The 12,510-nt window shown below is 63.3% G+C and carries 9 protein-coding genes and 6 tRNA genes; 12 read left to right on the top strand and 3 right to left on the bottom strand.

Annotated elements, in window-relative coordinates; genetic code table 11:
• Nucleotides 1-37: 37 nt before the first annotated feature.
• A complete protein-coding gene (locus IMX18_RS16915) occupies nucleotides 38-1,588 on the bottom strand; it encodes an MDR family MFS transporter (RefSeq protein WP_015269423.1) in 1,551 nt (516 codons plus the stop codon).
• A complete protein-coding gene (locus IMX18_RS16910) occupies nucleotides 1,578-2,633 on the bottom strand; it encodes an HlyD family secretion protein (protein WP_015269424.1) in 1,056 nt (351 codons plus the stop codon). Before IMX18_RS16910 ends, IMX18_RS16915 begins: the two co-directional genes overlap by 11 nt.
• Nucleotides 2,634-2,776: 143 nt before the next feature.
• Between IMX18_RS16910 and gltX the strand changes: the two genes are divergently transcribed.
• The 12 genes from gltX (at nucleotide 2,777) to IMX18_RS16850 (ending at nucleotide 9,051) form a co-directional block, all read left to right on the top strand.
• Complete coding sequence (gltX, locus tag IMX18_RS16905; protein WP_015269425.1) at nucleotides 2,777-4,258, top strand: glutamate--tRNA ligase; 1,482 nt, start codon at nucleotides 2,777-2,779, stop codon at nucleotides 4,256-4,258.
• A gap of 245 nt (nucleotides 4,259-4,503) precedes the next feature.
• Nucleotides 4,504-4,579 (top strand) — tRNA-Ala (locus IMX18_RS16900).
• A gap of 72 nt (nucleotides 4,580-4,651) precedes the next feature.
• Nucleotides 4,652-4,727: transfer RNA gene (locus tag IMX18_RS16895), tRNA-Glu, on the top strand.
• Nucleotides 4,728-4,780: 53 nt separating this feature from the next.
• Nucleotides 4,781-4,856: transfer RNA gene (locus tag IMX18_RS16890), tRNA-Ala, on the top strand.
• A 41-nt stretch (nucleotides 4,857-4,897) separates the two neighbouring features.
• Nucleotides 4,898-4,973, top strand: a tRNA-Glu gene (locus IMX18_RS16885).
• A 60-nt stretch (nucleotides 4,974-5,033) separates the two neighbouring features.
• Nucleotides 5,034-5,109: transfer RNA gene (locus IMX18_RS16880), tRNA-Ala, on the top strand.
• Between the two features lie 42 nt (nucleotides 5,110-5,151).
• A tRNA-Glu gene (locus IMX18_RS16875) sits at nucleotides 5,152-5,227 on the top strand.
• A gap of 173 nt (nucleotides 5,228-5,400) precedes the next feature.
• Entirely contained in the window at nucleotides 5,401-5,940 is a 540-nt protein-coding gene (locus IMX18_RS16870; protein ID WP_013971594.1) for a TetR/AcrR family transcriptional regulator, read from the top strand.
• A gap of 15 nt (nucleotides 5,941-5,955) precedes the next feature.
• Nucleotides 5,956-6,837, top strand: coding sequence for an alpha/beta fold hydrolase (locus IMX18_RS16865; protein ID WP_015269426.1), 882 nt, complete (start codon nucleotides 5,956-5,958; stop codon nucleotides 6,835-6,837).
• Nucleotides 6,838-6,977: 140 nt separating this feature from the next.
• Nucleotides 6,978-7,412, top strand: a complete 435-nt coding sequence (locus tag IMX18_RS16860) for an acyl-CoA thioesterase (RefSeq protein WP_015269427.1) — start codon at nucleotides 6,978-6,980, stop codon at nucleotides 7,410-7,412.
• A 51-nt stretch (nucleotides 7,413-7,463) separates the two neighbouring features.
• Entirely contained in the window at nucleotides 7,464-8,435 is a 972-nt protein-coding gene (locus IMX18_RS16855) for a tRNA dihydrouridine synthase (RefSeq protein ID WP_139657576.1), read from the top strand.
• A gap of 172 nt (nucleotides 8,436-8,607) precedes the next feature.
• Nucleotides 8,608-9,051, top strand: a complete 444-nt coding sequence (locus IMX18_RS16850) for an Hsp20 family protein (protein WP_003260273.1) — start codon at nucleotides 8,608-8,610, stop codon at nucleotides 9,049-9,051.
• 100 nt (nucleotides 9,052-9,151) lie between these two features.
• On the opposite strand, the gene IMX18_RS16845 is transcribed toward IMX18_RS16850, so the two are convergent.
• Nucleotides 9,152-12,448, bottom strand: coding sequence for a PAS domain S-box protein (locus IMX18_RS16845; RefSeq protein WP_015269429.1), 3,297 nt, complete (start codon nucleotides 12,446-12,448; stop codon nucleotides 9,152-9,154).
• Nucleotides 12,449-12,510 lie beyond the last annotated feature (62 nt).

Genomic DNA, 12,510 nt, shown 5'->3' with positions numbered 1-12,510 from the left:
CCGCTCCCACAGGGACCGCATACAGTTTGAAATAGCCTCAATGTGCTTCTCCCGCTTTCAGCCCCTCCGGCAACTTGCGGGTCAACAACACCGCCACCATGCTCACCGCTAACCCGATCCCCACAAAGTGGAACGCATCGTTATAGGCCATGATCAACGCCTGCTGGTGAGTGATCTCGCTCAACTTGCCCAGCGCCGCATTGTCATTGCCCAGCCGCTCCGCCAGTTGCGCCAACCGTTCCGCCACCTGCGGGTTGCTCGGCACCACCGCCTCCCTCAGGTAATCGAAATACACCTTGGTCCGTGCATCCAGCAGGGTGGCCAGCAGCGCAATGCCGATCGCACCGCCCAGGTTACGCAGGATATTGAACAGGCTCGACGCCGAACCCGCATCCTGCGGCTGTATATACGCCGTGGCGATCAGCGAAATGGTCACCATGATCATTGGCTGGCCGATGGCACGGATGATCTGGATATGGTTGAACTGCGGCCCTGCAAAATCCGGATTGAGCACCCCCGAGCCGAAACTGGCGGCGCCGAACAGGCAGAACCCCAGGGCACACAACACCTTGGGCGACACCACTTTCATCAGTTGCGGCACCAACGGGATCAGGAACAGCTGCGGGATACCCATCCACATGATCACCTCGCCGATCTGCAAGGCGTTGTAGCCCTGCACCTGCGCCAGGTACAGCGGCAGCAGGTAGATCGACCCGTACAAGCCCACCCCCATGCCAAGGCTGGCGATGCTCGACAGGCCAAAGTTGCGGTTGCCGAGGATGCGCAGGTTGATCAGCGGGTGTGGCTTGGAAAACTGCAGGATGACGAAGGTGATCAGGCTGACCAGGGCGGTGCTGCCCAGGCCGACGATCAGCTGCGATTCCAGCCAGTCCTTGCGGTGGCCTTCCTCCAGGAACACCTGCAGGCAGCCAAGCCCCAGGCCCAGGGTGACGATGCCGGCGTAATCGGTGCTTTTCAGCAGCTCCCAGTGCGCGTCCTTCTTTTCCAGCCCGTACAGCAGGCCGGCGATCATCACCAGGCCCGGTGGGATATTGATGTAGAAAATGTACTCCCAGCCCCAGTTCTCGGTCAGCCAGCCGCCCAAGGTGGGGCCGATGGAGGGGGCGAAGGTGGCGGTCATGGCGAACATGGCCATGCCCTTGGCGCGGTGGTGTTCGGGCAGCTTGATCAGGGTCAGGGTGAAGGCCAGCGGGATCAGCGCACCGCCGGTAAAACCCTGCAGGGCGCGGAACAGGATCATGCTCTCCAGGTTCCAGGCCATCGAACATAACAGCGACGACAACAGGAAACCGCTGGACACCCACACGGCCAGGCGCCGCGCCGACAGCAGCTGCACCAGCCAGGCGGTGAGCGGGATCATGATGATTTCCGCGACCAGGTAAGAGGTGGAAATCCACGAGCCTTCCTCCAGCGTCGCCGACAGTGCGCCCTGGATGTCCTTGAGCGACGAGTTGGTGATCTGGATGTCCAGCACCGCCATGAAGGCGCCGAGCATCACGCTCATCACCGCGATCCAGTCCCGCCGTGTCGGCTCCGCGGTTGGCCTGAGCAGCTGGTCACCGGCCATTGTGGCCTTCGTCTTCGCTGCGCAGGTCGACGGTGGCGGTCACCGACATGCCAGGGCGGATGCGCCCGTGCAGCGGGTTGTCAGCGCGGAAGGTCAGCTTGACCGGAATACGCTGCACCACCTTGGTGAAGTTGCCGGTGGCGTTGTCGGGCGGTAGCAGGCTGAACTGCGCGCCGGAGGCGGCGAAAAGGCTGTCGACCCGGCCTTCTATCGGTGTGTCGGGGTAGCTGTCGAACAGCAGCTCGGCACGCTGGCCGGGCTGCATGCGGCCGATCTGGGTTTCCTTGAAATTGGCCTGCACCCAGATGTCTTCATCCGGCACGATCGACAGCAGGTAAGCACCGGCCTGTACCACCTGGCCATTGCGCGCGTTGCGCTGGCCGATGCTGCCGCTGATCGGTGCACGGATTTCACAGCGGGTCAGGTTCAGTTCGGCTTGTGCCAGGTCGGCGCGAGCGTTGGCGATCTGCGCGTCGAGGCGCTTGAGTTCGGCGGTCAGTGCGTTGACTTGCTGGCGCTGGCTTTGCAGGTCGGCACGGGCCTTGTCGACCTGCGAGCCGGCGACATGGCTGTCCGCGGACAGGGTGGTGACCCGTTCTTCCGATACGAAACCTGGTTTGCGCAGCTTCTCGGCACGGCTCAGGTCCAGGCGCGAGCGGTCGAAGGTGGCCTGGTTGGCCGCCACCTGGGCCTGGCCGGCGGCGATCAGGCTGGCTTGCTGGGTCAGGCGGCTTTGCGCCTGCACCTGCTCGGCTTCGCGGGTGGCCAGGGCGGCGCGGGCGCGTTGCACGGCCAGTTCGAAGTCGGCGGCCTCCAGGCGCACCAGCAGGTCGCCTTTCCTGACGTGCTGGTTGTCCTCGACCCGCACCTCGTCGATGCGTGCGCCCAACTGGCTGGAAATGCGGGTGATCTCGCCCTGTACGTAGGCGTTGTCGGTGCTTTCGTAGAAGCGGCCCTTGAAGTACCAGTGGCCCAGGAAGGTGAGGGCGATGACGGCCACCAAGGTGAAGAAGACCAGCAGGCGGCGTTTGAGTTGGGCAGGCATGAGGACTATCGTTCCAGAAATGTAAATAAATTTAACAGCGGCACATGGCCGGTCGACAAGTGACGTTCGCGCCATTGCTGGAGCCCGGTGCCTGCCTCCTGCTAACATCCCGCCTTTGTTTCATCTTTCGTTCGAGACTCTCCATGACCACCGTACGCACGCGTATCGCGCCATCGCCTACCGGCGACCCCCATGTCGGCACTGCCTACATCGCCCTGTTCAACTACTGCTTTGCCAAGCAGCACGGCGGTGAGTTCATCCTGCGCATCGAAGACACCGACCAGCTGCGCTCCACGCGCGAGTCGGAGCAGCAGATCTTCGATGCCCTGCGCTGGCTCGGCATCGAATGGAACGAAGGTCCGGACGTCGGCGGCCCGCACGGCCCTTACCGGCAGAGCGAGCGTGGCGAAATCTACGCCAGGTACGCCAAGGAGCTGGTTGACGCCGGCCATGCCTTCTACTGCTTCTGCACCGCCGAAGAGCTGGAGCAGATGCGCGCAGAGCAGCAAGCCCGTGGCGAAACCCCGCGCTACGACGGCCGCGCGCTGCTGCTGAGCGCCGAGGAAGTGCAGCGCCGCCTGGACGCTGGCGAGCCGCACGTGATCCGCATGAAAGTGCCGAGCGAAGGCGTGTGCGTGGTACCGGACATGCTGCGTGGTGATGTCGAGATCCCGTGGGACCGCATGGACATGCAGGTGCTGATGAAGAACGACGGCCTGCCGACGTACTTCCTGGCCAACGTGGTCGACGACCATCTGATGGGCATCACCCACGTGCTGCGCGGCGAAGAGTGGCTGCCATCGGCACCCAAGCTGATCAAACTGTACGAATACTTCGGCTGGGAACAGCCCAAGCTGTGCTACATGCCGCTGCTGCGTAACCCGGACAAGTCCAAGCTGTCCAAGCGCAAGAACCCGACCTCGGTGACTTTCTACGAGCGCATGGGCTTCATGCCCGAGGCGATGCTCAACTACCTGGGCCGCATGGGCTGGTCGATGCCGGACGAGCGCGAGAAGTTCTCGCTGGCCGAGATGGTCGAGCACTTCGACCTGTCGCGTATCTCGCTGGGCGGCCCGATCTTCGACATCGAGAAGCTGTCCTGGCTGAACGGCCAGTGGCTGCGCGAACTGTCGGTCGAGGAGTTCGCCGCGCGCCTGCAGAAGTGGGCGTTCAACAGCGACTACATGATGAAGATCGCCCCGCACGTGCAAGGCCGGGTGGAAACCTTCAGCCAGGTTGCCCCGCTGGGCGGGTTCTTCTTCGAAGGCGCGCTGAAGCTGGACGCCAAGCTGTTCGAAAGCAAGAAGCTGTCGGCCGACCAGGTACGCCAGGTGATCCAGCTGATCCTGTGGAAGCTCGAAAGCCTGCGTCAGTGGGAAAAAGAGCGCATCACCGGTTGCATCCAGGCGGTGGTCGAGGCGCTGGAGCTGAAGCTGCGTGATGCCATGCCGCTGATGTTTGCCGCCATTACCGGCCAGGCCAGCTCGGTTTCGGTGCTGGACGCGATGGAAATCCTTGGCCCGGACCTGACCCGCTACCGCCTGCGCCAGGCCCTGGACCTGCTGGGTGGTGTGTCGAAGAAAGAAAACAAAGAGTGGGAAAAGCTGCTGGCCTCTATCGCCTGACAGTGGTCCCGAGGCCATAAGCCGAACTTGTGGGAGCGGGTAAACCCGCTCCCACGGGGCTCAGTGTTCAGTTTTGGCAAGGGGAGGGCGGTAAGTGATTGTTATCTGTGAAAAATTTTTTGAATATTTTGAAAAATTCGTTTGACAGCCCTGCAATCCGATCTTAATATGCGCCCCGTCCACAGCGATGAACGAAAACGAAACGCCAGGCACCCAGCCAGCGCTTCGGTTCAAAGCGACATTGTGGGGCTATAGCTCAGCTGGGAGAGCGCCTGCATGGCATGCAGGAGGTCAGCGGTTCGATCCCGCTTAGCTCCACCAAATTCCGTCTGGCAGCCAAGGCTGTCGGGCAAGACCGGGTCCAGCAACCGGGTCTTGAAGGTAAGAAGGTTCGTCCCCTTCGTCTAGTGGCCTAGGACACCGCCCTTTCACGGCGGTAACAGGGGTTCGAGTCCCCTAGGGGACGCCAGTTTTGCACAAGCGATGTTTCAGGATGTCGCTGGGCCGAGAGGCTAGAAATCCGGGGCTATAGCTCAGCTGGGAGAGCGCCTGCATGGCATGCAGGAGGTCAGCGGTTCGATCCCGCTTAGCTCCACCAATTTGCCGCGGTTCGCGAAAGCGGATCGGCACGAAGGTTACGTCCCCTTCGTCTAGTGGCCTAGGACACCGCCCTTTCACGGCGGTAACAGGGGTTCGAGTCCCCTAGGGGACGCCACTTTTCCTGCGTTTTGCAGGGCTTTAAAGGCTCGTCGATTACTGATGAGCCTTTTGTTTCGGGGCTATAGCTCAGCTGGGAGAGCGCCTGCATGGCATGCAGGAGGTCAGCGGTTCGATCCCGCTTAGCTCCACCATTTCTGCCGCGGTTCGCGTAAGCGGATCGGCACGAAGGTTACGTCCCCTTCGTCTAGTGGCCTAGGACACCGCCCTTTCACGGCGGTAACAGGGGTTCGAGTCCCCTAGGGGACGCCACGTTTACCCGCGTTTTGCGGGACTTTGAAGGCTCATTCGATTATTGAATGGGCCTTTTGTTTTTCTCCCCTAATCAAAATTTCGCGACCGACAGGCGGCTGCAGATTCTGCTTGCCAAAAAATATTATGCGAATAATATTTCGATCATCATATTTTTGTTGGCGAGTGGCCTGATGAGCGACAAGAAGAGCAGAACCCGCGAGCGCATTCTCGAGGCGGCGCGAAGTGCGCTGATCCAGCACGGCCCGGCCGAGCCCAGCGTCAGCCAGGTCATGGGTGCGGCAGGCCTGACCGTCGGTGGTTTCTACGCCCACTTCGACAGCAAGGACGAGTTGATGCTCGAAGCGTTCCGCCAGTTGCTGGGCGAGCGCCGCGCCTTGCTCGCGCAGATCGACCCCAGCCTCGATGGCGCCGGGCGGCGGGCGCTGGCCAGTGCGTTCTATCTGTCGCGCAAGCACCGTGATGCCGAAGTGCATGCCTGCCCGCTGCCCAATTCGCTGGGCGAGATGCAGCGCCTGCCAGAGGCCTTCCGCGAGGTTCTGGCCGAGCACATCGAGTTGATGGCTGCCGCCATGGTCGACCGCCCCGAGGACGCCGACAAGGCATTGGCCGACCTGGCCCTGATGGTTGGTGGCCTGGCGCTTGCCCGTGCCCTGGGCACCAGCGAACTGTCCGATCGTATTCTGCGCGCCGCCAAATCGGCGGTGCTTTGAGCCTGGAGCATGGCGATGACTACCCTGAGCTGGATTCGTGGTGTCAATGGCACCTTGGGCCGCCTGGCCCCCGAGCATGTCGCGGGCAAGATGCGCCGTGCCTTCATGACTCCTCGCAACCTGCCGCCACGGGATTGGGAGTTGCCCGTGCTGGCCAGCGCCGAGCGCATCACTTTGCGCTTCGGCTTGTCGGCCTTGCGCTGGGGCAAGGGGCCGACCGTGCTGATGATGCACGGCTGGGAGGGGCGCCCGACCCAGTTTGCCGCGTTGATCGAAACCTTGGTCCAGGCGGGGCACACGGTGGTGTCGCTGGAGGGGCCGGGGCATGGCCGTTCGCCTGGCGAACAGGCAAATGTGGTGTTGTTTGCCCGAGCGCTGCTGGAAGCTGCCGCCGAGCTGCCGCCGCTGCGCGCGGTTATTGGCCATTCCATGGGCGGCGCCAGTGTATTGCTGGCCTTGCAGATGGGGCTGCGTACCGAGGCAGCGGTAAGCATCGCTGCCCCGGCGCGGCTATTGGGCGTACTGCGTGGCTTTGCCCATCGTCTGGGTCTGCCGGCGCGGGCGCGGGCTGCATTCATTCGCCAGGTGGAGCGGGATGTGGGCATGCAGATTGCGCGGCTGGATGTGACGGGTTACCAGTTGGAGTTACCCGGGCTGGTGGTGCATGCCGCCGATGATGCCTTGGTCGCAGCCGATGAGGCCCGGGTTATCCACAAGGCCTGGTTCGATAGCCGCCTGATGCTGCTGGAGGCGGGTGGCCACCAGCGCGTGCTGTCCGATCCGCGCCTGAGTGAAGCGGTGCTGGAGCTGCTGGCCCGGGCTGGCGCGGTGCCTGTAGGAGCGGCCTTGTGTCGCGATGGGCTGCGCAGCAGCCCCGGCAATCTGTGTCGGGACTGAGATTTTGGGGCCGCTGCGCGCCCCATCGCGACACAAGGCCGCTCCTACAGGGACCGCGTAGCCCCGCAGGCAAGTGCAGAAGGGCTGGACTTTCCCTCGGCGGTCCCTGCTAAATCCACTTTTGCTCCAAGGAAGCGAACATGAGCTGGGACTTGGCAACACCCTTCGTCATCGACCTGCGCGTCGGTAGCGAGGATATCGACGGCCTCGGCCACGCCAACAACGCGGTCTACGTCACCTGGCTGGAGCGCTGCGCCTGGCGCCATTCCCAGCGCCTGGGCCTGGACCTGGCCGAATATCGCCGGCTGGACCGGGCCATGGCGGTGGTGCGCCACGAAATCGACTACCTGGCTGCTGCCTACGAGGATGACGAGTTGCAACTGGCCACCTGGATCATCGACTGGGACCAGCGCCTGCGCATGACCCGGCGCTTCCAGCTCAAGCGCCCGCGCGACGGCGTGACTTTGCTGCGCGCCCAGACCACCTTTGCCTGCATCGAGCTGTCCAGCGGCAAGCCCAAGCGCATGCCGGCGGAGTTCCTCGACGGTTACGGCCCGGCGCTGATCGGCGCCTGAAACACCGGCAATTTTTGTTAAACTGCCGGCTTTTTCCGCCGAGACCCCGACATGCAAATTGCCCTGGCCCCCATGGAGGGGCTGGTCGACAACATCCTGCGCGACGTGCTGACCCGCGTGGGCGGTATCGACTGGTGCGTCACCGAGTTCATTCGCGTGTGCGACCGCCTGCTGCCGCCTTCCTCGTTCGACAAGCTGGCGCCCGAGTTGCGCAATGGCGCACGGACCGCTGCAGGGGTACCAATGCGCGTGCAGTTGTTGGGGTCGGACCCTGTGTGCCTGGCGGAAAACGCCGCGCTGGCCTGCCAGTTGGGCGCGCCGGTGATAGACCTGAACTTCGGTTGCCCGGCCAAGACCGTGAACAAGTCGCGCGGTGGAGCGGTGCTGCTCAAGGAGCCGGAGCTGCTGCACGCCATTGTGCGTGAAGTGCGCCGTGCCGTGCCGGCACATATCCCGGTCACCTCGAAGATGCGCCTGGGTTTCGACAGCCCCGATGGCGCGCTGGAGTGTGCCATGGCGCTGGCCGAAGGCGGTTCGGCGCACCTGGTGGTGCATGCGCGGACGAAGGTCGAGGGCTACAAGCCCCCGGCCCACTGGGAGTGGGTGGCGCGGGTGCAGGATGTGGTCAAGGTGCCAGTGTTCGCCAACGGCGAGATCTGGACCGTGGATGACTGGCGGCGCTGTCGTGAGGTCAGTGGCGCCGAAGATATCATGCTGGGCCGTGGGCTGGTTTCGCGCCCCGATCTTGGGCTGCAGATTGCCGCGGCGCGTGATGGGCGGGAGTACCGGCCGATGAGCTGGGACGACCTGCTGCCGTTGCTTCGCGAGTTCTGGCGTCAGGCCCAGGCCAAGTTGTCGCCGCGCTATGCACCGGGGCGGATGAAGCAGTGGCTGGCGATGCTGACCCGCAGTTATCCCGAAGCGGTTGTGCTGTTTGCCGAATTGCGGCGGGAAGATGACTGTGCGCGGATCAGCCGGTTGCTGGGGGTTGAGGCGGTTTCCTTGGAGGCTTGTGTTGCCTGATCCGGCCCTTTCGCGGGCGTGCCCGCGAAGAGGCCATCAAATCCAGTGCAGGAATCCAGATTTTTTCTGCTCCCCCCTTGAAAGCATTTCCCCCGGCCATATCTCTTGAGTACGCGATGCCGAAGTCGGGTCGCGTAATGACTTACTTGCTGAATCTCAGGAGTTCATGACCATGACTACCGCTTTCTCTCTCGCTCCACTGTTCCGCCATTCCGTTGGTTTCGACCGTTTCAACGACCTGTTCGAATCCGCGGCACGTAACGAGGCCGGTAGCAGCTACCCGCCCTACAATGTGGAAAAGCATGGCGATGACCACTACCGTATCGTGGTTGCTGCAGCCGGTTTCCAGGAAGAGGACCTCGACCTGCAGGTTGAAAAAGGTGTCCTGACCGTGACCGGTGGCAAGCGCGACAATGGCCCTGCTGAAGTGACCTACCTGCATCAGGGTATCGCGCAGCGCGCCTTCAAGCTGTCGTTCCGCCTGGCCGACCATATTGAAGTCAAGGCCGCCGGCCTGGCCAATGGCCTGCTCAGCATCGACCTGCTGCGCATCGTGCCTGAAGAGGCCAAGGCCAAGCGCATTCCGATCAACGGCGACAAGCCAGCGCTGAACTGATCGTGTAGATGTGAAAAAGGGCACCCCTAGGGGTGCCCTTTTTTGTGGCGGCTGTCTTGCACAACATCCAGAAGCTGGCGCGATCACTGTGGGAGCGGTTTCAGTAATCCGCCGGCGCCTCCAGCAACATCTGCCGGAACTCCGGCAACGGCAGCGGCCGGCTGTGCAAGTACCCCTGGTACAGGTGGCACCCCAGCCGTTCCAGAAACTCCAGTTGTTCGGTCAGTTCCACCCCTTCGGCAATCACCGTCAACTCCAGGCTGCGAGCCATGGCGACGATAGCGCGGACGATTTCGGCGTCGTTGGGGTCTTCCGGCGCATCGCGCACGAAGGTCTGGTCGATCTTCAGCGCGTCCACTGGCAGGCGTTTCAGGTAGGTCAGCGAGGAATAACCGGTGCCGAAGTCATCCATGGCAAAGCTCACCCCGTAGCGCTTCAGCTCGCGCATCTTACTGATGGTGTCCTCCAGGTTCTGGATGACGATGCCTTCGGTAATTTCCAGCGTCAGCATTTGCCGTGGCAGGCGGTAATCGTCCAGACTGCGCAGCACCCGCCCGACAAAGTCGTTCTGGCGGAACTGCCGTGGGCTGATGTTCACGCACAAGCTGAAATCATCGGCGTCGATCAGCCCGTCGCCGAGCATGCGTGCGCAGGCATCGCACGCTTCGTCGAGTATCCAGCTGCCAACCTCCAGGATCAGGCCGCTTTCTTCCAGCACCTGAATGAATTGCGCCGGTGGCTGCTGACCCAGTTGCGGATGATGCCAGCGCAGCAGCACCTCGGCACCGACGATGCGGTTGTCGCGCGCATCCACCTGTGGCTGGAAGTGCAGCGCCAACTCGCCGCGGGCCAGGGCCAGGCGCAGGTCGTTTTCCATGCGCAGGCGCTCGCTGGCAGCCTTCTGCATGGTGGTATGGAACAGCTGGGTGGTGTTGCGCCCGGAATCCTTGGCACGGTACAGGGCGATATCGGCACGCTTGAGCAGGTCGGCCGGGGTGGCGCCGTGGTCAGGGATCAGCGCCACGCCTATGCTGGGTGTTACCTGCAGGCGCTGGCCATCCAGCGACATCGGCTCGGCCAGCAGTTCGCGCAGGGTATCGGCCAGCCCGCGGACTTTCTCTTCGACCAGCTCGCGGCTGCCTTCCAGGCCGCTGAGCAATACCACGAACTCATCGCCACCCAGGCGCGCCACGGTGTCTTCCAGGCGCACACTGGCTTCCAGCCGCGCTGTGATGATCTTCAGCACCGTGTCGCCCACCGGGTGGCCCAGCGAGTCGTTGATGTGCTTGAAGTGGTCGAGGTCGAGGAACAGCAGGGCGCCGCGAAGGTTGTGGCGCCTGAGCAGGGCGATCTGCTGGCTCAGGCGGTCCATCAGCAGGGCGCGGTTGGGCAGGTTGGTCAGCGGGTCGTGGTAGGCCAGGTGGCGAATCTGTGCCTGGGCGTTTTTCAGCTGGCTGACATCGCGGGCGGTTACCAGCAGGCAGTCCACCTCATTGAGGGTGATCGGCTCCACCGACACTTCCACGGTGAGGATGTCGCCGCGCTTGTTGCGCCCTAGCATCTCGCGATGATGCACCCGGCCACGCTCGCGCAACTCGGCCAGCAGGGCGCTGCGCTGCTTGTCGTCGGCCCAGATGCCGATCTCGTACACCGTGCGGCCGACCACGTCGGCGGCGTTGTAGCCGGTCAGGCGGCAGAAACCGTCGTTGATTTCCAGGTAGCGACCGCTGTAGCGTTCGGTGATGGTGATGGCGTCAGGGCTGGAGTGGAAGGCCTTGGCAAACTTCTCCTCGCTGGACTTCAGCGCCGCCTCGGCGCGCTGCTGCTGGGTGATGTCGCGCAGGGTGGTAACACTGCAAGGCTGGTCATCGACGGTGATCAGGCGGCTGGAAATCACGCAGGTCAGCGGTGCCCCATTGCGGTGGTTGACCACTACGGCGACGTTGCTCAGGGCCTGCTCGCGGATTACCCGCTCGATGCGTTGCGCGCGCTCGATGGACTCCGCCCACAGGCCGATTTCCTCGGCGGTGCGGCCGATCACCTGCTCGGTGCTCCAGCCGAAGGTCTGGGTGAACGCCGGATTGATCTCGATGAACTGCCCGGTGTCCTGGCGGGTGACACAGATTGGGTCGGGGCTTACCTGGAACAGGCTGGCGAACTTCTCTTCCGAAGCGCTCAGGCGCTGTTCGCGCTCCACCTGGTCGGTGATGTCGAGCAAAGTGCCAGCCATGCGCAGCGGGTTGCCCTGCTCGTCGCGGTACAGCCGGGCGCGGCTTTCGATGTAGCGCGAGATGCCGTTTTCCAGCTGTACCCGGTAGGTGATCTGGTAGTTGCCGGCAGGTCCTTCGCGCAGGCTGCGGTAGGCCTGGCGCATCGAATTGCGCTCTTGCTCCGGGACCCCTTCGAAAAACGCGTCGAACGATTCGTGAAACGGGATGGGCGGCAGGCCGTGCAGCTGCGCGGCGCGCGCCGAACCGTAGAGCATGCCGCTGGGAATATGCCAGTCCCAGGTGCCCAGCTGTGCCGAATCCAGGGCCAGGTCCAGGCGCTCCTGGCTGTCCTTCAAGGCCTGCTCGGCACGTTTGCGCTCGGTGGTGTCGATAAAGGTGCTGAGCAGGAAGGTTCCGCCCTCCAGTTCGATGCCCTGGGTACAGAGGATGCCGTCATGTACCTTGCCGCTGGTAGCGCGGAACTGGACTTCCATTATCAAAGGGCCAGTGTTGCCACGGGTCGACTCCAGCAACTGGTGGCGCTGTTCGGGGTTTGCCCACAGGCCAAGCTCCAGGCTGGTCTTGCCGATCACCTGGCTACCGGGCCAGCCGAACATGTCTTCGAAGTGCTGGTTGACCTCGAAGATCATGCCGTCGTGGCGTCGGGTGAGCAAAATGGCATTGGGGCTGAGGTGGAACAGGGTGGCGAAGCGTTTTTCCGAATTGATCAACGCCGTTTCCCGCTCGCGCTGGCGGGTGATTTCACGGATCACCCCGATCATCTGCGGCCGGCCGTTCGGGTCGTGGGTCAGGCTGCCGTTGATCTCCAGCCAGTGCAGGCTGCCGTCCGGCCAGCGGATGCGGTGGCGCATGGCCTGCTCCACCGGTTCGCCGTTGAACACTGCCTGGAACACCTGGCGTGTGCGCGCACGGTCTTCCTCCGGCAGCAGGTCGAGGTAGTCGATATCTGCGGGGAGCGGGCGCTGCGGGTCGAAGCCGAACAGAGCCTGGGTGCCCCGTGACCAGCTCACCCGGCCGCTGTCGATATCCCATAGCCAGGCTCCCAGCCGTGCGCCGTTGAGTGCGGCCAGCAACTGTGGGGCGTTCTGCCAGGCCTGTTCCGACTCCTGAGGGTCGGCCGCTGGTATGCGCGGCAGGCGCAAAAAGCGATTCGCTGATTTGGGCATCGGTACCAGACCTTTGGCGTATGACGCGTCCTTGGAGGTGGCAATACCGGGCTGACGACCGG

This window comes from Pseudomonas shirazica, from assembly GCF_015168335.1.
GTDB classification, from domain to species: Bacteria; Pseudomonadota; Gammaproteobacteria; order Pseudomonadales; family Pseudomonadaceae; genus Aquipseudomonas; species Aquipseudomonas asiatica.
This window is presented reverse-complemented; position numbering and strand designations above follow the sequence as displayed.

Excerpts from the sequence above, each read along its gene's own strand:
- IMX18_RS16915 (WP_015269423.1), bottom strand. The coding sequence starts at position 1,588 with ATGGCCGGTGACCAGCTGCTCAGGCCAACCGCGGAGCCGACACGGCGG.
- IMX18_RS16910 (WP_015269424.1), bottom strand. The coding sequence starts at position 2,633 with ATGCCTGCCCAACTCAAACGCCGCCTGCTGGTCTTCTTCACCTTGGTG.
- gltX (WP_015269425.1), top strand. The coding sequence starts at position 2,777 with ATGACCACCGTACGCACGCGTATCGCGCCATCGCCTACCGGCGACCCC.
- IMX18_RS16870 (WP_013971594.1), top strand. The coding sequence starts at position 5,401 with ATGAGCGACAAGAAGAGCAGAACCCGCGAGCGCATTCTCGAGGCGGCG.
- IMX18_RS16865 (WP_015269426.1), top strand. The coding sequence starts at position 5,956 with ATGACTACCCTGAGCTGGATTCGTGGTGTCAATGGCACCTTGGGCCGC.
- IMX18_RS16860 (WP_015269427.1), top strand. The coding sequence starts at position 6,978 with ATGAGCTGGGACTTGGCAACACCCTTCGTCATCGACCTGCGCGTCGGT.
- IMX18_RS16855 (WP_139657576.1), top strand. The coding sequence starts at position 7,464 with ATGCAAATTGCCCTGGCCCCCATGGAGGGGCTGGTCGACAACATCCTG.
- IMX18_RS16850 (WP_003260273.1), top strand. The coding sequence starts at position 8,608 with ATGACTACCGCTTTCTCTCTCGCTCCACTGTTCCGCCATTCCGTTGGT.
- IMX18_RS16845 (WP_015269429.1), bottom strand. The coding sequence starts at position 12,448 with ATGCCCAAATCAGCGAATCGCTTTTTGCGCCTGCCGCGCATACCAGCG.